Below are 22,606 nucleotides of genomic sequence, written 5' to 3' on the forward strand. Positions count from 1 at the left end.
TACATTGGAAGATAGAGAATTGAAAATAGCATGGTTTAAGTTAAGTATCATTTTCCATTTTCAATTCTCAATTTTCCATTTTTATTATATGGTGATTCCATGATTGTTTTTCACCTCAGCCATGACAAACGTACTGTGAGTGCTCCCTATAGAATCTACAGATCCCAGTTTATTAAACACAAAATCCTGGTAATGTTTCATATCCCGTACCTGAACTTTCAGAAGAAAATCAAAATCTCCGGAAATATTGTAGCATTCTGCAACTTCTTCAATTTCTAAAATTTCTTTCACAAAATCATAACCTACAGATCGGTCGTGAATTTTCAGCTTAATCTGACAGAAAACCGTAAACCCACGGTTGAGTTTTTCAGCATCAAGAACAGCGGCATATCTTTTCACAAACCCTTCCTGTTCCAATCTTTTTACTCTTTCAAAAACAGGTGAAGTGGAGAGGTTCACTTCTTTAGCAAGCTCTTTAACGGTCAGTTTTGCATTTTTCTGGAGCAGCCTCAGCAGCTGTACATCCTTATCATCGAGTTGTTCCACAGAATATTATTCTTTTAGATTATAAAAACAGTCAAATGTAAAGAATTATATGCTTTTTACTGTGTTTTTTAAAGTTTATTTTGCTTAATTAATTAGCTTTTATTGTGTGTTTATTCTGTATTGTTAATTTTACACAAGATTAAAAACTTTTACTGATGACTATCATTACAGGTAAAAGTACAGTTCTTTAGAGATACTTCATCAAACAGGAAAGGTTTTACGTAACGTAGATTAATAGGGAATCGTGTGAGAATCACGAGCTGTCGCGCAACTGTAAGTAACATACCAAAGGTTTCTGTCCTTATATATCCACTGCCAAAAGCGGGAAGGATGATGGAAACTGTTACAAGTCAGGAGACCTGCCTTTACTGAATTGACGATGCTTTCGCGGTCTGAAGCTTTGGGTCATACAGATGATATATCGGATTTATACACTTTCTCTGTAAGGGAATTGTATTGTTTGTTATATCATGATCCTGAAATTTTTATCCGTTAAAACATTACGAAGCATTTTTAAAAGACTTTACCATTAAGTTTAATTAAAAAGTAAAAAAAATGCAAACTCACATTCTGGGCTATCCGCGTATTGGTAGCAAAAGAGAACTCAAAAAAGCCTGCGAGCAATATTGGTCAGGTAAAATCCTTTTGGAAGAACTTCTGAATACGGGCAGAAATATCTGTAACCAAAACTGGAACATTCAGAAAGAAGCCGGTATAGACCTTATTCCCTGTAATGATTTTTCATATTATGATCAGGTATTGGATATGAGTCTTGTGGTAGGGGCAATTCCCACACGTTATCATGAAGTAGTGCTTAAAAAAAACAATTCTGAGCTGGATCTTTATTTTGCCATGGCAAGAGGATATCAGAAAGAAGGACTGGATATCACAGCGATGGAAATGACAAAATGGTTTGATACCAATTATCACTATATCGTTCCCGAGTTTTATAAAAATCAACAGTTTAAACTGAGTTCAGATAAAATTTTCAATGAATTTGCAGGAGCAAAGCAGGCAGGAATCAATGCAAAACCGGTCATTATCGGACTAGTTTCTTATCTGTTGTTAGGAAAAGAGAAAGAAGAAGGATTTGATAAACTGGATCTCGCTGGAAACCTTCTTTCCGTATATACAGAGATTTTAACAAAACTTCAGGAGCAGGGTGCAGAATGGATTCAGTTTGATGAACCTTTTCTGGCATTGGATTTAACGGAGAAAGCAAAAGAAACATATCATTTTATTTATACCGAAATAAGAAAACGCTTTCCGAAACTGAAATTTATTATTGCCACTTATTTTGACGGATTAAAAGATAATGGATCACTTGCGGTATCACTTCCTGTGAATACTTTACACATTGATTTGGTTAGAAACCCTGAACAGTTAGATGATATTCTGAATGTCATTCCGGAAAGCTTAGGCCTTTCATTGGGTGTGGTTGACGGAAGAAATATCTGGAAAAATGATTATGAAAAGTCTTTGTCTTTCATTCAAAAAGCAGTTGAGAAATTAGGATCTGAAAGGGTTTTAATTGCTCCTTCCTCTTCATTACTTCATTCACCTTGTGATCTGGATTTTGAAACCACACTTAATCCGGAAATTAAAAACTGGCTGGCTTTTGCCAAACAAAAAGTGGCAGAAGTGGTAACGCTTAAAGAACTGGCATCCGGAACAGAGAATAAACAGATTCTTGCCGCTTTTGAAGATAATAAAAAAGCAATTGCAAGCAGAAGAACATCTTCTCTTATTCATAATGATGACGTGAAGCAAAGAGCAAATGCGGTTACTGAAAAAGATGCTCAAAGGATAAATACTTTCAAAATCCGTAAAGAAGAACAACAGAAAGTACTGCAGCTTCCTTTATTCCCAACAACAACCATTGGGTCATTCCCGCAGACCACTGAGGTAAGAAGCTGGAGAGCAAAATTCAAAAAAGGAGAGCTGACGGCAGAGCAGTATGATACCTTACTGAAAGAAGAGACCCAGAGAACGATTAACTGGCAGGAAGAAATAGGGATAGATGTATTGGTTCACGGGGAATTTGAACGTAATGATATGGTGGAATATTTCGGAGAGCAGCTGGAAGGTTTTGTATTTACAAAAAATGGCTGGGTACAAAGCTACGGAAGCCGTTGTGTAAAGCCTCCTGTGATCTTCGGTGATGTTTCCCGCCCGACACCAATGACGGTATATTGGTCCCAATATGCACAATCCCAGACTGAAAAATGGGTAAAAGGAATGCTCACAGGTCCTGTTACGATCTTACAATGGTCTTTTGTACGTGATGATCAGCCCCGTTCAGAGACGTGTAAGCAAATTGCTCTGGCTATCCGTGATGAGGTTGCGGATCTTGAAAAAGCAGGAATCAGAATTATTCAGATTGATGAGCCTGCGATAAGAGAAGGGCTTCCGTTAAGAAAGACAGACTGGCAGAACTATCTGAAATGGGCCGTAGAAGCTTTCAGAATTTCAGCAAGCGGAGTGGAAGATGCTACACAGATTCATACCCATATGTGCTATTCGGAATTCAATGATATTATTGAAAATATTGCTGATATGGATGCAGATGTGATTACCATAGAATGTTCCCGTTCTCAGATGGAACTGCTGAATGCTTTTGCAGATTTCAGATATCCGAATGAAATTGGTCCCGGAGTATACGATATCCATTCCCCAAGGGTTCCGTCAAAAGAAGAAATGATTGAACTGTTGAGAAAAGCTCAAAACGTAATTCCTGCCAATCAGCTTTGGGTAAATCCGGACTGCGGACTGAAAACAAGACACTGGGAAGAAACAGAAAAAGCTTTGATTGCAATGGTGGCCGCGGCTAAAGAAGCCTCCGTAGAATATGCACTTTAAAAAAACTTTAAAATAATTATATTCAACAATTCAGATCGTGTTATGATTTTCATAGCACGATCTGTTATTTTAAAAGGATAAAAATAGGGTGATCATTTAATATTCTATTCATTTTTATATAGTATTTTTGCTGCCCGATGTATTTTGACAGATATGAGTCTTAAAAATACATTGAAAAACTGATAACCTTAAATATGAAAGAATCATTTTCTGAAATGAGATCAGAAACCTACAGCCCGGAATACATAGCCAGAATAAGATGGAGTATTGTCATTCTTTTTGCGGTCATTGCTGTTGTTTTACTGGGATTTTTTATTGATGCTGTTTCACATACTTCTACAGATACCGCATCTGACATGATCTTCTTTTTATTCTTTTTGATTACTGGCCTGCTGGCAGGGTGGCTGGCTTATCAAATGATCAGAAATCAGGATGAGAAAATCAGTGGTCTGCTGATCAATCATCAGGGAATCCTGTTTCTCAACAGAAAAGAGAAAATACTGTCAGAAATTAAATACCAGGATTTGATCAAAAGCAAGGACTCCTATACAAAAGATATTTATTCAGAATCTCAGAATCTCGGAAAATATAGTAATTTCAGAAAAAATCTATATGTTCATGAAAAAGATGAAACCGGAAAACCCAAAAAGAAACTGATCAATCTGGATGTGATTCCACTTAAAAACCGGTATGATCTTATTGGACATTTTCTGAAAGGAGTACAGACTTTTCGCCCCGATCTCAAAATTGATTCTGAGGTTTACAAGGATTTTTATCTTGATGAGAAAACATTACGCTATGCTCCTGACCACCTTAAAAGCGATATGAAAGTGAAAATTATTACAATAGCTGTTGTCATTCTGGTGATCATCGCTTTCAGATACATTTTTTTAGATGAAGTCTAAGTTATTTTGCCTGTAATGAGCTTGGTGGATAGCCAAACTGCTTTTTAAATGCAAAGGAGAAATGAGATAAATTTTCAAAGCCCAAATCCAGATAAATATCGGAAACCGATCTCTCTTTTTGGGTAAGCAGAAAATGAGCTTCCTTCAATCGCCGAAGCTGCAGCCATTGTCTTGGCGGTATCCCGAATATCTTTTGAAAATCTCTTTTAAAGGCAGACAGACTTCGCCCTGTTAAATAAGCAAATCGTTCTACATTGACATTGAAATGAAAGTTTTTGTTCATAAAAGTTTCAATATCTATTTTGTAAGGCTCAGAAAAATCAAATAAAATATCTTTAAGACCCGGATCATCACTCAGCATCAGAAGTAAAGCTTCTTTCTGTTTGAGACGCAGAAGTTCTGTAGAAGCAGGAAGTTCTTCATAGGCCAGTAAAGAGTACATAAAAGAAGTTAATGCCTTTTGATCCGGTTTTATAAAAGCCGGAATATTATCCTTCTTCTCTGCCTGATATCCATACTCACGGCTGAAATCACGTAAGATGGCTTCATCAAAATAAATGGTTACCGTTCTTATCTCTCCATCTTTAGGAGGGTATTTTGCAAACTTCAGGAGACGGTTTTTTCTTGCAGAATAAAGTTCCCCTTCTTTAAATATCGTCTTTGTGGTACCGTCATTCAGTTCCATTTCCCCGGAAATAACCAGTCCCAGACTATGGATTCGTGCAAATTGTTCTCCTTCCCTGAATTCTGAAAAATGACAGGAGTAATTGATAGGTAAAAGAATATTATTTTCGCTCATGGCTCAGACAGTTATTTCTTGATCGATTCTTTTTTCAAACTTACAAAACTTTTTTAGTATCAATAATGGATTACATATTGTTTAAATCCTCGAAGCCTGCTATTGCACAGACTCTGAGGATTTTAATATCAGACAAGAATGGTCTTGGGTTCAAGATAAGCCTCCAATCCGAACACACCATACTCACGGCCGATACCACTTTGCTTAAACCCACCGAAAGGAGCATAAGGATCATGTGAAAATCCATTGATACAGATTCTTCCGGCATCAATCTGTGCAGCAATACGTTCTGCATGCTCTTTATCAGAAGAACTGATGTAAGCTGCCAGACCATAAGTGGTGTCATTGGCAATAGCAACCGCTTCCTCTTCATTAGCATAAGGAATGATAGACAGTACCGGCCCGAAGATTTCCTCCTGAGCGATACGCATATCATTACGAACATTGGTAAAGATGGTTGCTTTTACAAAATTACCATTTTCAAGACCTTCCGGTTTACCTTCACCACCTGCGAGCAGCGTTGCGCCTTCTTCCTGACCAAGACGGATGTAGCTTTGTACTCTTTCAAACTGCTTGGTGCTTACCATAGGTCCTACAAGGGTATCTTCTTCATTAGGGTTTCCCACTTTTACCTGTTCCGCCGCTTTTTTAGCCAGTTCATTCACTTCATTCAATCTGTTGATAGGAACAAGCAGGCGGGTAGGAGCGATGCAAGCCTGTCCGTTGTTCATATAGGCTCCGAAAACAGCCATAGGAATAGCTTTTTCCAGATCGGCATCTTCAAGAATGATATTCGGAGACTTTCCGCCAAGTTCAAGAGTTACTCTTTTCATAGTATCTACGGCTCCTTTGGCAATAGCTTTTCCTGTAACTGTGGATCCGGTGAAAGAAATTTTTGCGATATCGGGATGCTGGGTAATTTCTACACCTACTACATTTCCTAACCCATTTACAATATTGAATATCCCTGCAGGCAAACCGGCTTCATGGAAACATTCAGTAAGCAGCTGAGTTTGTGCAGCACTCATTTCACTTGGTTTGATGACGGCTGTACATCCGGCGGCAATAGCGGTAGCCAGTTTGTTGCAGATAAAACTGTTGCTGGCATTCCATGGGGTAATGATTCCTACCACTCCCAAAGATTCAAAACGTACTTTAGAATGGCCGACTGTTTTTTCAAAGTCATATGATTCCAGAGTCGTAATGGTTGTTGTAAAGGCTGAAATTGCATTTTGAACACTCATTCTGCAGAACTGCAGGGTTCCTCCATATTCATTTACCATCACAGAAATCAGTTCATTTTCCCGCTTGCTCACAGCTTCATGCAGTTTTTGAAGTAAACCGATACGTTCTTCTTTTGTAGTTTTTGAAAAGGTTGTAAAAGCTTTCTTCGCTGCAGCGATGGCCATTCGGGTGTCTTCTTCATTTCCCAGAACAACTTCTCCTGTTTTTTGATTGGTCGTAGGATTGATAAGGTCAAATGTTTCTGTTCCATTCGGTGTAACAAATTCACCGTTGATGTAAATTTTATTAATCTGTTTCATTTTGATGATTTTAATATGACAAAGTTCGTCAGAAACAGAAAGGACAGGTTTGTTGTATGGTTCAATTTTTATTTGTTGTATGGTTCATTTTTAGAGACCAATTTGTATGGGAAATATAAGCTGTTTGTTTTTCTTTTTTGAATTAATATGAAAAAATGACCCGTTCTTCCCTGAAATTGACTACTTTTATCATAACCAAGTAAATAGTCGTTTTGAGAACAACACTTAAACTTATTACTGCTTAGTATCAGTCTCCGTAACCACAGGCTGATCGTTCTTTCGTTTGGGTAATTCTACCCGAACAGGTTTTCATTTCATCATATTATGTATTGCATTGCCTGCCAAAGGCAGCTATATCTGTTGTTTTTGTCTTCATCATTATGATTTTAAAAGACTGAAATACAGTTCAAATTATACCTTAAGAATAGTTTGTGGGTAAATCTCAGATGTATCAACCTTCTTGTAATGCGTGAATAATATGGAAAAAATCCAACAAAGAATAGCAAGCACGATTATAAGTAATGAGTACAAAACATATTTGGGAGGTAAAAGCGAAAAATACTCCCTTACTAAAAAAGAAATGCAATCATTGTAACAGTGACAGATTTTATTGCAGCGATAAATTCAGATTGAATGCTCAAAAAAAGAATATAGATATATGGTTGATTTACCGATGTGTAAAATGCAGCAACACCTATAACATGACTGTTTTTTCAAGAATAAGAACAGAATCTGTCAGTAAAGAACTGTTCAATAAATTTTCAGAAAACGATACGGAAATTGCCTGGGAATATGCTTTTTCACAGGAAATAAGAAAGAAAAATAATGTAGAAGCAGATCTGGAAAGCGTAGCATATGAAATTCTATACAATACCATTCCTGTTGAAGATCTGATCAATATGGACGGTGAAATCATTTCGTTTCAGATACAATGTTCTTTTGATTTTAACGTAAGAGCTTCAACTGTTATCAGGACATGCTTAGGTCTTTCGTCATCTAAATTGAACCTTCTGCTTGATTCAGGTACAGTTTATTTTAACGGAAAACCTTTACAGAAGAAATACAAGATTAAAAACGGTGATACTGTTAACATCAACACAAAAGCGCTGATCGACATCTATCTTATTGGGAAAGAGGAATTATTTCTCAAAACCGCAGATGAATAATAAAAGAAGAGCCTCCTGATGATTATCGGGAGGCTTTTTTATGTTGAAATTTACTTTGTTTTAAAAGATTAACCTGTTTCTGTAAAGTCTGTTTTTCCGGCTTTGATTTGGTCAGACGGATTGCTTCTTCAAAATGATAAATCGCCTGATCCGGATGGATTTCAGAATATAAATATCCCAGCAGCCCATGATAATATTCGTTGCCGGTGAGATTAAGCTTTTCTGCTTCAGGAAAAGCAATCTCATTTCCATACACTTTGGAAAAAGCAAAAGCTCTGTTTAAGGCAGTAACCGGAGAATATTCAATGATAGCAAGCTGATTGTACAGGTTTAAAATTTGCTGCCATTTATCTTTGGCAGATGAAGTATGCCAATATGCAATACCTGCTTCCAGATGATATTTTGAAACAGAAGTATTGTTGGCCTGGCAGGCTTCTATCAGGTAATAATTGCCTTTTTCAATCAAATTTTTATCCCATAATGTTTCGTCCTGCTCATCAAAAAGAATGGCTTCTCCTTCATCATTGGTCCGGGCATCAAGCCTTGAGCTCTGAAAACACATCAAAGCCAGCAGTGCATTGGTTTTCGGGATGTTGGTAAACTGATTGTCAGTAAGAATCAGGGTAAGTCTTATGGCTTCCAGGCAAAGATCTTTACGGATTAAAAGGTTATCCGTTCTGGAAAAATAGCCTTCATTAAACAATAAATATAAAGTAGTCAACACCGTTTCCAATCGCTGGTGAATATCCTGTTCACTTAAAGAATCTATTGTAAAATGGTGTGTTCTGAGAGCTTCCCGGCCCCGTTGCAAACGTTTTTTGATAGTCTCGGTTTTAGAAAGAAAAGCATTGGCGATCTCTTCCACACTGAAGCCGCAGAGAATCTGAAGAGCCAGACATATTTGAGCTTCTTGGGAATTGACAGGATTACAGGTTACAAAAATCATTTCCAGCTGGCTGTCAGAGATATTTTTGGTATCGAAATCTAGGGTTGGATATTCTTTTTCGGTGGTTCTTACCTCTTCTTTTTTGTTTTTTTCAATAATGGAAAGGTGCTTGAAATAATCTTTTGCTTTATTCTTAGCCACTGTATAAAGCCAGGCTGCAGGATTATCAGGAAGTCCGTTTACCACCCAATATTCTGAAGCTTTCAGAAAGGTTTCGCTGGCAATATCTTCTGCAATTTCGATATGTTTGATATCAAAACTTCTGCAAAGTACAGCAACGATTTTACTGTACTCGGTTCTGAATAAATGCGGCGTTATTTCATTCGGATTGGTCATGGTTGATGAAAAGACTGTATCAAAGGTAGTTATTACAATTTACTGATTTCCCTTACTTCTACACTTCCCCCAAATAACAGGATAGGACATTCTTTACATAAAGCAGTCGCTTCTTCAATAGATTCCGCATTGATAAGCGTGTATCCCATGATAGATTCTTTAATCTCAGTGTAAGGACCATCAGAAATTATTCCGTCGGATTTTACAACCTGTCCTGTATTTTCCAGGCGGTTTCCTCTGTCTGCCAGTTTATTCTGCGCAGCAATTCCTGTGATCCAGTTCATCCATTTCTGAGTGTTGGCCTGCATTTGTTCCGGTGATGTCTTGGGCATAGACTTGTAGTCTGCACGGAAGACTAATAAGAATTCTTTCATTGTATTCAAATTTTTGATTCATCTTGATGACGACCAATTTTCCTTAATGGGGACAATTGTTTTAATATAAATATCAGAATTATTTCAAATTCATAGTAGTTCTGAAAACACATACTGCATTTCCGGTAATACGGATGATATCGGGTTGGCTGTCTCTTACGCTAACTTGTACTTTTACTTCACCAATCCTGTTGATGGCTTCCCCTTGTTTTCCGGTAAATTCAAAAATATCAGCAGCAGTTTCTCTGATCTTGTTCTGAATAAGATAACCTCCCAGAGGACCATTTGCATTTCCGGTAACCGGATCTTCGGAAATACCGATAGCGGGTGCAAACATCCTTCCATGGGTTAATATCTCTTTTTCATCTGTATCGAAAGTAAATACAAAATATCCGTTACAGCCAATTTCTTTACTGAGCTTTGTCAAAGCAGCAAGATCAGGAACCAGATGATTTAAGGTCATATTGCTTTTAATACCGATTATTACTTTTGAATGTCCTGTAGAAGCGATCTGTACGGGACATTTTTCATCAAGATCATCCATTGTCAGTCCCAGGGCAAGCACAATTCTTTGGGTCATTGAAGTATCAAAAGCTGGGCTCAGCTCAAATTTTCCCTGTGTCATGGTGATGAGATAATCATTGTTTTCTCTTTCTATATGAATTGGTAATATTCCGATTTGTGTTTTGATTTTAACGATGCAGGAATCCAGGTGGTCTTCCTGAGCTTTTGCGTAAAGCGCAGCAATGGTAGCGTGTCCGCAGGATGGAACTTCTGTAGTAGGGGTAAAATATCTGACCTGATAATCAAAATTTTCTTTGGGATTATCAGACCTGAAAACAAATGCAGTTTCAGAATTATTAAGCTCTCTGGCAACGAGCTGCATTTCTTCAGACGTCATATTTTCAGCATTTAATACAACTCCTGCAGGATTTCCTTTGAATTTCTCTTTGGTAAAAGAATCAATTTGGTAGACGATAACTTCTTTCATATGGGTGATTAAGTTTACTGTAAAAATACGGAATGAAACCGGTGATCCGATGCCTGTTTTATTGTCATTTGGCAAAAAAATAAATCAGAATCCGGAGATCCTGATTTATCAATTAGTGAATAGAAAATTTCAAGGTATTTTAATCCCACTTATTCTGGGTAGAAACTGCATATTTCCCGGCTCCTGTAAAGAAAAAGCTTAGACTTACCAGCATATAGATCACCAGTAATTCCAAAGCCCACCCACCGAATTCATTAAGTTTGAAAATATTAGCCGTCTGTGCAAGAATAGTGGCTGTGAAGCAATTGACTGCAAAAACTAATCCAGCCAGTCTGGCCCTGAATCCCACAATCAGCATAACAGGAGCTATAATTTCTCCTGCAAAGACCCCATATGCAAAGAAAGATGGTAAACCATGCATAGCCATCATATCCTTAATAAATCCAACTCCATGGATCAGTTTGCTGATTCCGTAAACCGACATGGGAAATCCGATGGCTATTCTGCAGATAAGCATTCCTAAATCAATGTTCTTTTTCATTTCTTATAATTATTTAAAAGTTATATTTTATAAATGCCCCGATATTTTCCAGGGTCTTTTTTCCGTTGTTAAACTGATCAAAATTGGAAGCGAGTCCATACATCATTTTATCTTGTTTTACACCAATTCTGATAAACTGGAGTCCTCTGGGATACCCACTGTCATCCAGGTTTCCAATTGCCAGTACACTGAAATATCCTTTAAGGTTTTCTGTGAGATAAGGAGTATATTCAAATGATATAGACTGTTCCAGCGAAAACCCTTTCTGGTAGGTAGTTCCAATAGAGTAGGAGAGAGAATAGCTGGACTGGATGATTTTGTATTGCAGATAAGCACTGAAAAATGCTCCTGGATTTTTCATTCCAAATGCCGCATTGGCGCTAAGTCTTCTGGTAAAGCTATAAGCGAGGGTATTTCTGATAAAAAATATATTTTCTTTGTCTTTGGTGTATTCTGTATCAAACAAAGTAAGATTGTTCAATTTCAGCTGTTCATTCAGTTGATAATTGACATTATGCATATAGGTATACGACCGATGTCCTAAAACAAGATCGGGAGTATAGGAAAGTTTCTGTGCATTCAGATTCAGGGAAGCTGATGCAAGAGTTGTTATTGTGATGATTTTTGCCTTCATATTTCACTCATTAAATTCTGTGAGCAAAATTATTCGGGCTGGAACGGAATAAACTTAAGAAATCTTAAGAAAGGTCAAACAGGTGTTTTTTTCTAAGATAACTCAAGTATTCTACTGTGATTCCCAGATAGGAAGCAATCATGTATTGAGGAAAACGCTGCTCAATATTGCGGTAGGTTGTGACGAATGTCCGGTATTTAGTATAGGCATCAACCCTTGAATGCTCAAAAGTTCTTTCCTGTAACGTAACATACGCAGATTGCATTTTCAGGCGCCAGAATTCTGAAATGGCCGGAACTTCTTTGTATAATACTTCCAAATGACTTTTACTGATCTGTATAATCGTGGTATCTTCATTAGCCTGAATAAACATTCTTGAAGGTAATTCGCTCAGATAGCTGTACAGATCATTTACCCACCAGTTCTCAATACCTAACTGGGTGGTGTTTTCTTTTCCTTTTTCATCAATATGATAGGCGAACAGACTTCCCTTAGCAATGAAGCGCATGTGTCTGGAAACCTGTCCTTCACGAAGCAGATACTCTTTCTTTTTGAGCTGTATAATTTCTAATTTTGAAGTAATGCAATCAATATCCTTATCTTCTAAAGAAACGATTTCCTTAAAATGTTCTATCAGCTGTAAAAGTATAGTATCTGTATCTGTCATGAGGTATTGAGTTCTGTTCCCAACGATTATGGTAAGGGCGAACTACGGGTGCAAATTTACATAAATATTAAAAATTGCAGGAAGAACAAAGGCTTAACCTCAGTTGAAAGAACACAGTTGAAGTCAGAAATGATACTTTTTTAAGTAAAAAAAGAATTTATCTGGCCTGTCCGATATCCAGTTTATCAAATTTCCCTTCTGCATTTTTATGGAATTTGAAGTAAGTCTGAAATGTTCCCCATTTTCCGGCTTTAAAATTACCATATATGTTTTTTCCATCATTTTCTACGCGGTCTATGCTGAGAAACATCTCATTACCCAGAGCATTGGAGAAGAAAGATTTGAAATCTATGGAATTACCGTCGTCTGTCATTGCAGGATTTTCTGTAAAGAAGCTATACCAGCTTTTATCACCGTTTTGTAAAGCTTCTATGGCTTTTTTTACTTCAGGGTCTGTTATTTTTGATAAGTCCATTATTTGTTGTTTTTTTGAAAGTTGTGGTTCTTGATTTTGTTTTTTTTTGTTTGTGTTTTGTCCACAGGCTATACAGGAGAAGCCTGTCAGGAATATGATGATTAACTTATAGGCTCTCATTGGTTTTAGCTTTTAAGAGGATGTTGCAGATAAATAATAAGCAGATTCAGACAAAGAAAAGGAAGTTCTATCATAGCACCTTTCAGGTCTTTATTTAAAAGCTGAAAACAGATAATCAAAAGGATGCCGGCTGCCATCAGAAAATTTCCCCAGACAAATGTTTTTGGAAATAAAATCATTACAGAAGCCAGTATAGTAAACGCTCCGTTGATCATAAGTCCTGTTTTGTCAAATCCCCATTTTCCGAACATTTCTGTCATTTCAGGTTTACCGGAAATCATAGCAATTCCTTGTTTGAAGCCCATAAAGACAGCAAATAGAATCAATGCAGAATTAATAATCTTTAGAATCATTGATGTGTTTTTTATATTATTAATACAAATATCAATGAAATTAATGATATATCAATGGTGAAGTTTTCGGAATTTATTATAAATGAAAAAGATGTGGATTCTGTATGCTTTATTCTAAAAAGAAGACCACAATTTAACTTGTAAATTGTGGTCTTCTACAGCTTTAGAACCATTTAAACTACGATTCTGTTTTCAAATAACCATAATGCAAAGCTGTTTCTTTTCCGAACAGGCTTGAGAAAATATTCTGAAACTCATGGATGTACCTGCACTTTATAGCGTTCCCATATATTTTCAGACCTTCCAGTATTTTTCTGGAACTCAGGTCTATATCGTATTTTATAAAAGATTCCGGTCTTTCGTACCGTATACTCTTATCCGAACTGTACGTTCTTGAGAATCCCAGTTTTTCAAGCCATTCTTCTGTTATTTTAATAGGTCTGATAGAAGCTGCCGGGACTGAGATACTTTGAATATCATTTTCAATTTTAACAAAATAAGCCTGCTCGACATTGTGAAAGATCTCGGAGATTATATAAATCTGATTATTATACTCCACCAAGTTCTTGATTTTTAAATCTGCTACGTTCATGATATTTTGATTTTTAGGTGATGATATAGTCCTGTACAAACAGCAAATACTATGCCCGGCATTACATTGTTGTACCCTGTTTTAGTGAAGGTTAGGTTAAATTTTTACTATAAAAAATTAATAATATGTTAAAATAGTAGGCTCATAAGTGAATGATAGCATGTTGCCAAAAAAATGGATGTGGTATGTATGTGGTACTAGTTTCTTGTTCTTGCTTTAGGTACTACATTGGCTGTGGCTAACAGAAGGGCTGTGATAACCGCTATGATAAGAATTCCTATGAAGACATTCCAGGAATAAGCATGAAGGAGATAACCGGTACCGCTGCCCAAAATACTTGAACCAAAATAGTAAAACAGCCAGTAAATAGAAGTGGCTGAAGATTTTCCGCGTTTGGCATACAATGCAGTCATCTGGCTGGCCATTGTGTGGGCTGCGAAAAAAGAAAGGGTAAAAAGACCGAGCCCGAAAATAAGAATATAAATATTTTCGGATAATAACAATGCCGCACCGGTGAGCATAAATAAAATAGAGCCTTTCAGGATATTGTTCATGGGAAATCTTCTGGAAAGACGGCCAACGATCATTGTTCCAAAGACCCCGAAAATATACATGAGAAAGATAAAAGCAATGATAAAGTGGCTTAATGAAAATGGTTTTGCTTCCAGTCTGAATGTCAGGTAATTATAAACACTCACAAAAACACCCATCAGTAAAGCTGCTGTACAATATAACCGAAGCATGTAAGGATTGGTCAGGAAAAACTTCATCTGTTTTACCTTAAGATGATAATCTGTTTTCTGTGGATTGAAAAACCTTGATTCCGGGAACAGTTTCCAGAATATAACTCCCAGAATGAAGCTTTCTATCCCTATAAAAAGTACCGCATTGCGCCATCCGAATTCACCGGCAAAAAGAGTCGCCATTATTCTTCCGCTCATTCCTCCGATGGTATTACCACTAAGATACATGCTGATAGCTGCCGGTACTGCCAGAGCATTCACTTCCTCTGTGAGATAGGCCAGAGCAACCGCCGAAACTCCGGAAACAACAAAACCCTTCAGTACTCCGATAGCGATCAGGAGGCTTAAGCTCGGGATCCAGGTGGAAATAATGGTAAGTATGGCAGATGAAATCAATGAAAAGACCATCAGACCTTTTCTGGAATAGCTGTCTGCTTTAAAAGCAAAAAACAGTAATCCCAATGCCATACCTATTGTGGAGGAAGATACAAGAAGGGAAGTATCACCTACAGACACCCCGAACTGTTCTGCAGCCATAGGCAGCATCGGCTGGAAAAGATAAAGCTGAGCAAAAACAGAAAGTCCCGAAAAGAAAATACAAAGTTTTATATATCGGAAACGTGAGCTTCCCTGACTGGCTTTTTCAGATGAATTCATGATTTTTTGCAATTAAAATGCAGTGGTTAAACAGAAAAATTGAGTTCTGTAAATTTCCTGATTATTTTTCGGATTTAAAAATCATAATTTCAATCATATGTATTGGTGAAAAAAATCAATGCATCTGTAAACTGCTGATGTATTCTGAGGGAGTAATGCCCTCCATCTGTTTGAATACCCTGTTGAAAGTAGACTGATTTGAAAATCCCGCTTCGGTGTAAATATACATAAGAGTTACCTTCTCAATATCATTTTCAGTAAGCAGTCTTTTCACACACTCAATCCTGTGCATATTCAGATAATTATTGAAATTGGGATATCCCTTTACCCGGATTGATTTTGAGATATAACTGCTGTTGATATCCATTTCTGCAGAAAGTTTTGAAATATTGAAATTAACATCTTTATACAGCTGTTTTTCTCTCATTACAAGCTCAATTTTCTCAAACAACTCATCTGCAAAAGGAGCTTTTTCTGTTACAAGGATTGGCTGAACTTCCGGATTCAGAGCTTTCTCTTTAATTTCATGGTAAATTTCAACTCTTTTTATTTTGTCTTTAAAATAGATCAGAAGGGATATTACGGCTACATTAGAAACCATAAGGATTGTATCTGTAATTCTTACATCATCCTGACTGTGCAGAGGGAAGTTAAAGCTGAAATTTTTTGAAATAAGATAGCCTGCAATAATATTCAATAATACAAATATGCTGTAGATAAAGACGTATTTCCTCTGAAAGAAAACATATGCCGCCAGCGGAATCGGGATAAGCCAGACAAAACTTGCTATAGAATTGTTCCAGAAAGCCAGCATGATATAAAAATTAAAAAGGGTTGCAATGATAATATAGGAATGTACCATTACATTTATTGAATACGTCTTACGTACAATGAGGTAAGTGTAGACCATTAAAAAAAGTCCTCCAAAAAGATACCAGGCCATTATTTTATCCGGGATGATAAAAGTAAATATCAAACCAAATACGGCAAGAATAACAGACATCAGAATGTTGTAATAATATACCAGATGTTTTTTGTACTGTTCAATTTTTATGTCTTTTGCGGTATTCATTTGTGGTAACATATAATTTTTAATCATTTCAATTCGCTTTATAACAGTCAAATATCAAAAAATGACTATGATAAAATATTGATTGTTAGTTATTTGTGTTTTGATGAGCCGTTTCCGGGTTTTCATTGATTATTAAGGAATTTGATTTATCCGTGCAGATAACTTTGCACCAGCTAGCTCAACCAAGGTTTATTGATTACCTATCAATTGATCCACATGATTTATTCACCCCTTAATAATTTTAAACAAATATACTAAAATGAAGAAAATAAAATTAACTCTTGCCAGCATAATGATGAGCTTCTCAATAGCGGCATATTCCCAAGTAGGGATCAATACAGATTCCCCTAAAGTAACATTACATGTGGAAGGAAAACCAGATATTGCTACCATTCCTGATGGAGTAATGGCTCCCAGGGTAACGGGCGATCAACTGAAGGCGAAGGATAACGTCTATCTGACTGAGCAGACAGGAGCTTTAGTCTATGTGACCCAAGCTGTGACGATGCCTTCTGTAAAAACGGCAAAGGTAGATAAAGCCGGCTATTATATGTTCAATGGAACCACCTGGAAGTTTGCATTTGGAGGTAAAGACGACGATATTACAATTGGTGATCTAATTTACTATCATGGAAGCATTCCTGCAGGTACCTCCGGAGCGGGTACGTTGGCCAGTACCTATCTCTCTGATCTTCCCGTGCTGGGAGGTTTCTTAAGACTAGACGCTCAATTCAACAGCAGTTCAGCAGGTACAGGGTCAGCCACGACTTTTAATCCACGACTTTATAATGCAGGTACTTCAGACGTGAAAATCTGGGTTTCGGAAATGTCTACCCATACCGGTGATTCTGACAACGGGAATATTAAACTGTCGCCAGGTGCCTACAGACAGTTTGATGACGGAGTTTATCTTACACAGACCCATAATGAGACGGTAACATTTGATATTACCATACAGGAACCGGAGCCAAGATGGTACAGAGTGTATTATGCATTCCGTGTAGACAACAAATCTACAACAGGAAGCAGTGATGCCACTACAACGGATTCCAATACTTCTGATAACACAAGAGAATTGTTTCTATCTGTTCAGAGGTTATATTAACAGAGCATTTTTCTATGATTCTAAAAACACATTGATTCTATAAAAAAATAAACAGATCAACGGGTGAAAACTCTAATGAGATTTGTGTTTTTTCTGGGGCAGGAATAATAGGAGATTCCGGCCCCGTTTTTTAATGCATCATTTCGTAAGCCTTGATCAGTTCTGCAATATTGGCGACATCAAGCTTTTGAAAAATTCTCTTTTTGTAAGTACTCACGGTAGACATCTGGATATTAAGCCTGTTGGCAATTTCAAGATTTCCGTTTCCGTCGGCAAGAAGCTTAAAGATTTCATATTCACGGGATGACAGCTTTTCTACAGGATTGTTTCTTTTGTTTTGGATAATAAGACCAATCAGTTCTGCAGGATAAAAATATCCTTTTTCAATCACTGTTTTCACTGCATTTTTGATTTCTTCCTCACTGCTTTGCTTATTCAGATAACCTTCAGCACCCTCTCTGATATATTGGATGGCGACATCTTTATCATATCCTGAAAAGATAAGAATCTTGAGGTCATTCTGTATATTTTTAAGCTCCGGAATCATTTTTTTATACTGAGTTCCAGGCATATCAATGTCTAGAATAAGTAGGTCATAATGTGAACTGCCAAGCTTTTTTTTCACCTGGTCATAGTTTTCTGCAAAATCTATTTTCAACTCCGGATAAGCAGTTTCAAGAACCAGAGAGGTTCCTGCTCTTACTACATAATGATCATCAGCGATTAAAATTCTTTCATTCATAGAGATTAGTTTTTATTGAGTATTATTTTCACAACCGTTCCTGAAGGTTGGTTTTGGCTGAAACTGATTTCAGCGTTGATCTTTTTCACCAGATGAATGACCATATGCAGACCAAGACCTTTCCCTTTGAAGCTGGGTGTCTCCAGTGTAGGATTTCTGAACAGGTTCATATAAATAGCAATCTGTTCTGCGGACATTCCGATACCTGTATCAGAGATTATGATTGTGGATTTTTGTTGGTTTTCTGTAATATTCAGGCTTATATTTCCTTCAAACGTATTTTTCACAGCATTATCAAGGATATTATGAATAATGGCGGTTAAAATACTTTCGTTTACTTTAGAGTACACAATATGTTCAGTAAGCTGGGTGATTGTTGTTCCCTGCTCTTTGGCAATTTCACAGAATAGCCTGTTTTTGATTTCCAGAATTCTGTTGACAGGATATTCCTTTTCTTCAAAAATATTCTCCGCTTTGTAAAGCTCAGTATATTCTTTTAAATTCAGGGTAAACTGATAAAGCTGTTCCGAAGATTTATAAATACTGTCAAAATATTTCTTCTGAAGTTCCAGATCATCAGACTCATGAAGCCTCTGGGAAAGCATGGCGATAAACCGGATAGGAGTTGTGATGTCGTGGCTGATGGTTTCCACCAGTTTTTTCTGATATTCCGTTTCTTTTTGCAGATTGCTTTTTACCACTTCAAGATGAAGAGAAGTTTCTTTCAGTTCAGAGTTTTTATTACGAACAATTTGCTTTAATGCTTTATTCTTTATTCTTAAAAAGTTGGTAGTCAGCTGAACAATGATAATAATGATAATCAGTATAATCACAGAAACAGACACCCTGAACAATAATGTCTGATAAAAAAGAGGCTGAATGTTGAAGCGGATTGTCTTTATCTCATACTTCCCGTCCGGAGAAATAAGTATTCTTATGCTGAGCGTATATTCACCCGGAGAAAGATTACTGATGGTGTATTTTAATTCGCTTCCTGTTGGGATCTGTTCCCACTCAGTATTTTCCTTTCCCGATATTTTCCCTTCGATATACAGGTTTTCCGGATTAGAAAAATAGGGGATATCAATAAAAACATCCGCAGTTTTATAATCATTCTTGAAATCAAGGGTCTGACGAAAATACTGAGGTTCAGAATTTCCTATTTTTACCCTTTCAATATAAATTTTATTCCTTTCCGGATAATAAGTCCTAATATTGTCCGGGTTGAAAAACACAAATCCGTCCATTGATGGAAATACAAATTCTCCATTCTCCAAAGCGTAAGCATTGGGCTCTGAGCTGCCATTGAATTCATTCGTCAGGAAGCCGTCTCTCTTAGTGAAACGGTAATAAAAGACCGGAGTTTTTCTATTTTCTGCATACTGCAGCAGTTGTTTTTTAGGAACTTTAAAAAGGCCATTGTTGGAAGAAATCCAGTAAGCACCTTTTTGATCTTCAAGCATATAATGAGCCGATTGCAAATAACCATTTCTGTCATTCGGCATCTTGATGAGTTTGTGGTTTTTGAAAAGATAAAATCCATTTTTATTCGTAGTAATCCAGATCAGATTATCCTTTGTTCTGAAAATACTTTTGACATGAATATTTTTGATGATTGGAGTTATTGTATTGCTTCCCAGCATTACCGAATACAAACCGTCACTGTTGCCGGTCAGAATTTCATGGTCACTGTATTGGAAAAAAATATTGACAAAACTTTTAAAATTATAAGTGAAATCCGGATTGGTAAACAGATTTTTTTTATAAAGACGAAGTTGTGTACCCGAAAGATCCGTAAATGTAGTGCCATAAATACTTCCGCTTTTCATAAAAGCTTCGAATCCTTTACCTATGAAAGTTGAGTCCTTCCTTTTATACCCCGAATTTTTGTAATATCTGATAATACTGTTTCTCTTTCTGATCAGAATATTTTCGGAATCGTCATACATCATCAGATAATTGTCATTGCATCCGAACAGGTGTTTATTGACAATACCGTTTTTCCCAAATTCTGTTCCATCCTCTGCGATGATTGTACTGTTACTGAACGGAAGGGAAGCGTAATACACATTGTTGGAAAAATCTGCTTCTTTCTTTGAAATATAAAAATTGGTAAGCTTAAGTACATTAAGCCCGTTGTTAAGTGTTCCCAGATAAAGTTTATTAAAGTCTTTATCAAAAAACATAGAACAGTAAGAGTGATCGCCGATTTCCTCAAACTTAATGAGAAATCTTAAACGGAGATTCTTTTCGTTACCCTCTAAAATATAAATATTATCATGATTGATGATAAAAGTCTGATTGGTAATTTGCTGCCAATAGATTTTGGTGTCCGGATGATTAAAAAGTGTTGGTTCTTCAGAAACAGAAAGCTGTCCTTTATAGATAGAATAGGTTTTCCTTTTCTTCAGATCATTAATAAAAAGAGTGCCATTCAGGACAAAAATATTATTCAGATCCTTATTGGTAAATGGGATTGCTATTCTGGTCTCCTTTTTTCCTTCTTTATAGATGATCGTATTCTTTTCTGTAAAATAATAGGATGCATTCTTAAGCTGTATAAAATACTGAATATCATTATAAAAGCTTGATGTTATAATATTATTGGCAATCCGCTGTACAATAGCATTGCCATTGGAAAAAGCCATTTTATCATCCCCCGTAAGATTGGAAAGTTTTGGAAACCTGTTTTTAATAATTATTTTATTCTCCTGGAAATTATTAAGGACCGTAATGCTGTCCAGAAGCGGATCACCAATAAATTCCCCAAAATGAAGATTGTTTACTTTGAAATTATTAAAAGTAATAAATGAACTTCCGTCATATCGTACAAGACCGTTCTCTGTGGAGATCCAGATAAAACCATATTTATCTTTAACAATGGCCTTTGCACTGCTTTGCGGAAGCCCATTGTCTATATTGTACCACGTAGAAGTGTGGCTCTGTCCGTAAATGTTTAAATAGATGCAAGCAAATATAAATGCCCAAACTCTCATAGATGTGCAAAACTGATCTTTATCTCCTGCACTAGTGCAAGAGACGGTTAATAATAGTGTTTGTACAAGTCAATGTTTTTTTAATGGGCAGGAACGATTGAAAATAAATTTTTATCATTGAAGTTTTCAGGTCTTTTGTGTTTTATATTTTTTGATTGTGTAAAAATAGTGAAATTATGGAGATAAATCAGTATCCCAAAATCTGTTTTGTACAAGTTTTATCCCGGTTTGCTGACGATAGGGTACATAAAATTTTCCAAAACATTATAATATTTCAATAATAAGTGATAAATTTATACTGAATTCATTTTGAAATTCCTTCTACAAATCTCAGTGCTGTACAGAACTTATGATTGGTTTTAGGATTTTGAAAATAATAAATATTTATGCTTTTGTATTTTTTTTAAGAGTTGCTGATAAATAGTTTTTAGTTTTAATTAATTGCTTTTTGTAGTAAAAATTTGACAAAAAGCTGGGGTTAATTCTACATGATATCTTTGCTAGGGCTTATGAATATTCATATTTTTGCAAAAATATTTTCACAACGATTAAAGAAGATTTATTGTATAAATAATGATTCTAAGAACACAAACGGTTTTATCTCAAAAAAACAGAAGAGGCTGCATCAAAAGTAACGCCTCTTTTTTATTTCCGGATTTCAGAAATTTCGTTTTTAAACATACAAAAACCTCCCATAGATACGGGAGGCGAATTAAACTGATTGTATATTGAAGTGTAATTCAATCGTTATTGATGAGTTTCAAGCCACTTTAGCCTGCGCTCATCCGGAAGATGTTTTACGGTAAAGTTCTCAAAAACAGCATTGAAACCCTGTCCGTCAGGGCAGGCGGCCATTAAGCCAACCATTACCGGAGTATTATCCTGAAGAGGTGCATTCCGCATCATGATATAATTTTTATCATCAAAAGAATAAAATATTTCCACAGCATCCAGCCTTCTCACGGCTTTTATCCATACTGCAGGAGGTGTTTTCTCTAATGTTATGACACTCCAGTCACTTTTGTTGTGAGTTACTACAGTACTGAGGTTGTACTTGCCGTCTACAAATTCCACTCCAGCTTTGATGTAATGTTCTTTGTCAGTTCTCAGCATAAGACCCATCTGATCGAATCTGGCCTTGTAACTGCCGGTGATTTTCACTTTTGCTTCAAATTCACCGCCATAAGTGGTGTAATAAAAAGGAGCATCATCCACCGTAAATCCATAATGTGAAACTCTCCAGTAATCGCTCTGCGGCGTCACAAACATCGAAAGGCTGTTATTTTTGATTTCCCATTTTTCAGGCTCATTGAACCAGGTCATTTTTTCCAGGCTCTGGGCAGAAAGCTTTTGAATCAGGAATAGGGCACAAAAGCCTAAAATCAATTTCTTCATTCTCTTTGGATAAATTCTAAGGGTAAATTATTATTTTAGCAAAAGTAT

General features: G+C 36.4%; 21 protein-coding genes and 1 riboswitch. Of the genes, 4 read left to right on the plus strand and 17 right to left on the minus strand.

The annotated features are described in order from the left end of the window. Positions 1–84 precede the first annotated feature (84 nt). On the minus strand, positions 85–546 hold the full coding sequence (locus tag CHRYMOREF3P_RS23680) for an Lrp/AsnC family transcriptional regulator (protein WP_047375447.1): 462 nt from the start codon (positions 544–546) through the stop codon (positions 85–87). 195 nt (positions 547–741) lie between these two features. Next, positions 742–928: riboswitch (cobalamin riboswitch) on the plus strand. A 173-nt stretch (positions 929–1,101) separates the two neighbouring features. Between CHRYMOREF3P_RS23680 and metE the strand changes: the two genes are divergently transcribed. Together metE and CHRYMOREF3P_RS23690 are read left to right on the plus strand one after the other, a co-directional pair. Next, positions 1,102–3,405, plus strand: coding sequence for a 5-methyltetrahydropteroyltriglutamate--homocysteine S-methyltransferase (gene metE, locus CHRYMOREF3P_RS23685; protein ID WP_180565682.1), 2,304 nt, complete (start codon positions 1,102–1,104; stop codon positions 3,403–3,405). A gap of 194 nt (positions 3,406–3,599) precedes the next feature. Further along, positions 3,600–4,310, plus strand: coding sequence for a hypothetical protein (locus CHRYMOREF3P_RS23690; RefSeq protein WP_077414571.1), 711 nt, complete (start codon positions 3,600–3,602; stop codon positions 4,308–4,310). 1 nt (position 4,311) lies between these two features. On the opposite strand, the gene CHRYMOREF3P_RS23695 is transcribed toward CHRYMOREF3P_RS23690, so the two are convergent. Together CHRYMOREF3P_RS23695 and CHRYMOREF3P_RS23700 are read right to left on the minus strand one after the other, a co-directional pair. Next, on the minus strand, positions 4,312–5,109 hold the full coding sequence (locus tag CHRYMOREF3P_RS23695) for a helix-turn-helix domain-containing protein (protein ID WP_077414569.1): 798 nt from the start codon (positions 5,107–5,109) through the stop codon (positions 4,312–4,314). Positions 5,110–5,237: 128 nt separating this feature from the next. Continuing rightward, on the minus strand, positions 5,238–6,653 hold the full coding sequence (locus tag CHRYMOREF3P_RS23700; protein WP_180565683.1) for an aldehyde dehydrogenase family protein: 1,416 nt from the start codon (positions 6,651–6,653) through the stop codon (positions 5,238–5,240). Positions 6,654–7,174: 521 nt separating this feature from the next. On the opposite strand from CHRYMOREF3P_RS23700, the gene CHRYMOREF3P_RS23705 reads away from it, so the two are divergent. Then, a complete protein-coding gene (locus tag CHRYMOREF3P_RS23705; protein WP_077414566.1) occupies positions 7,175–7,819 on the plus strand; it encodes a DUF1062 domain-containing protein in 645 nt (214 codons plus the stop codon). 22 nt (positions 7,820–7,841) lie between these two features. On the opposite strand, the gene CHRYMOREF3P_RS23710 is transcribed toward CHRYMOREF3P_RS23705, so the two are convergent. From CHRYMOREF3P_RS23710 to CHRYMOREF3P_RS23760, 11 genes are all read right to left on the minus strand, one after another. Further along, positions 7,842–9,101, minus strand: coding sequence for an RNA polymerase sigma factor (locus tag CHRYMOREF3P_RS23710; protein WP_180565684.1), 1,260 nt, complete (start codon positions 9,099–9,101; stop codon positions 7,842–7,844). 32 nt (positions 9,102–9,133) lie between these two features. Beyond that, entirely contained in the window at positions 9,134–9,475 is a 342-nt protein-coding gene (locus tag CHRYMOREF3P_RS23715; RefSeq protein WP_077414562.1) for a YciI family protein, read from the minus strand. A gap of 79 nt (positions 9,476–9,554) precedes the next feature. Next, positions 9,555–10,466 carry a PhzF family isomerase gene (locus tag CHRYMOREF3P_RS23720; RefSeq protein ID WP_180565685.1) on the minus strand — a complete coding sequence of 304 codons (912 nt, stop codon included), beginning with the start codon at positions 10,464–10,466 and terminating at the stop codon, positions 9,555–9,557. Between the two features lie 139 nt (positions 10,467–10,605). Further along, a complete protein-coding gene (locus CHRYMOREF3P_RS23725; RefSeq protein WP_077414560.1) occupies positions 10,606–11,007 on the minus strand; it encodes a DoxX family protein in 402 nt (133 codons plus the stop codon). A gap of 13 nt (positions 11,008–11,020) precedes the next feature. Further along, positions 11,021–11,641 carry a hypothetical protein gene (locus tag CHRYMOREF3P_RS23730; RefSeq protein WP_180565686.1) on the minus strand — a complete coding sequence of 207 codons (621 nt, stop codon included), beginning with the start codon at positions 11,639–11,641 and terminating at the stop codon, positions 11,021–11,023. A gap of 64 nt (positions 11,642–11,705) precedes the next feature. Then, positions 11,706–12,308, minus strand: coding sequence for a Crp/Fnr family transcriptional regulator (locus tag CHRYMOREF3P_RS23735; protein WP_180565687.1), 603 nt, complete (start codon positions 12,306–12,308; stop codon positions 11,706–11,708). A 157-nt stretch (positions 12,309–12,465) separates the two neighbouring features. Then, positions 12,466–12,783, minus strand: coding sequence for a hypothetical protein (locus CHRYMOREF3P_RS23740; protein ID WP_232539095.1), 318 nt, complete (start codon positions 12,781–12,783; stop codon positions 12,466–12,468). Positions 12,784–12,908: 125 nt separating this feature from the next. Beyond that, positions 12,909–13,256 (minus strand): DoxX family protein, encoded by a 348-nt coding sequence (locus tag CHRYMOREF3P_RS23745; protein ID WP_180565689.1) that lies wholly within the window; start codon positions 13,254–13,256, stop codon positions 12,909–12,911. A 178-nt stretch (positions 13,257–13,434) separates the two neighbouring features. After that, positions 13,435–13,848, minus strand: coding sequence for a hypothetical protein (locus tag CHRYMOREF3P_RS23750; protein ID WP_180565690.1), 414 nt, complete (start codon positions 13,846–13,848; stop codon positions 13,435–13,437). A 197-nt stretch (positions 13,849–14,045) separates the two neighbouring features. After that, entirely contained in the window at positions 14,046–15,248 is a 1,203-nt protein-coding gene (locus CHRYMOREF3P_RS23755) for an MFS transporter (RefSeq protein ID WP_180565691.1), read from the minus strand. 115 nt (positions 15,249–15,363) lie between these two features. Then, positions 15,364–16,347, minus strand: a complete 984-nt coding sequence (locus CHRYMOREF3P_RS23760) for a helix-turn-helix domain-containing protein (protein ID WP_180565692.1) — start codon at positions 16,345–16,347, stop codon at positions 15,364–15,366. A gap of 232 nt (positions 16,348–16,579) precedes the next feature. Here CHRYMOREF3P_RS23760 and CHRYMOREF3P_RS23765 point away from each other — a divergent pair, with 232 nt between their 5' ends. Continuing rightward, positions 16,580–17,425 (plus strand): hypothetical protein, encoded by an 846-nt coding sequence (locus CHRYMOREF3P_RS23765; protein ID WP_077414544.1) that lies wholly within the window; start codon positions 16,580–16,582, stop codon positions 17,423–17,425. A gap of 130 nt (positions 17,426–17,555) precedes the next feature. Here CHRYMOREF3P_RS23765 and CHRYMOREF3P_RS23770 read toward each other — a convergent pair whose 3' ends face one another. From CHRYMOREF3P_RS23770 to CHRYMOREF3P_RS23780, 3 genes are all read right to left on the minus strand, one after another. Beyond that, positions 17,556–18,167 (minus strand): response regulator, encoded by a 612-nt coding sequence (locus CHRYMOREF3P_RS23770; protein ID WP_077414542.1) that lies wholly within the window; start codon positions 18,165–18,167, stop codon positions 17,556–17,558. Between the two features lie 5 nt (positions 18,168–18,172). Further along, entirely contained in the window at positions 18,173–21,163 is a 2,991-nt protein-coding gene (locus CHRYMOREF3P_RS23775; protein ID WP_180565693.1) for an ATP-binding protein, read from the minus strand. 747 nt (positions 21,164–21,910) lie between these two features. Next, positions 21,911–22,558, minus strand: a complete 648-nt coding sequence (locus CHRYMOREF3P_RS23780) for a DUF1349 domain-containing protein (RefSeq protein ID WP_077414538.1) — start codon at positions 22,556–22,558, stop codon at positions 21,911–21,913. Positions 22,559–22,606 lie beyond the last annotated feature (48 nt).

This window comes from Chryseobacterium sp. JV274 (assembly GCF_903969135.1).
GTDB lineage: Bacteria > Bacteroidota > Bacteroidia > Flavobacteriales > Weeksellaceae > Chryseobacterium.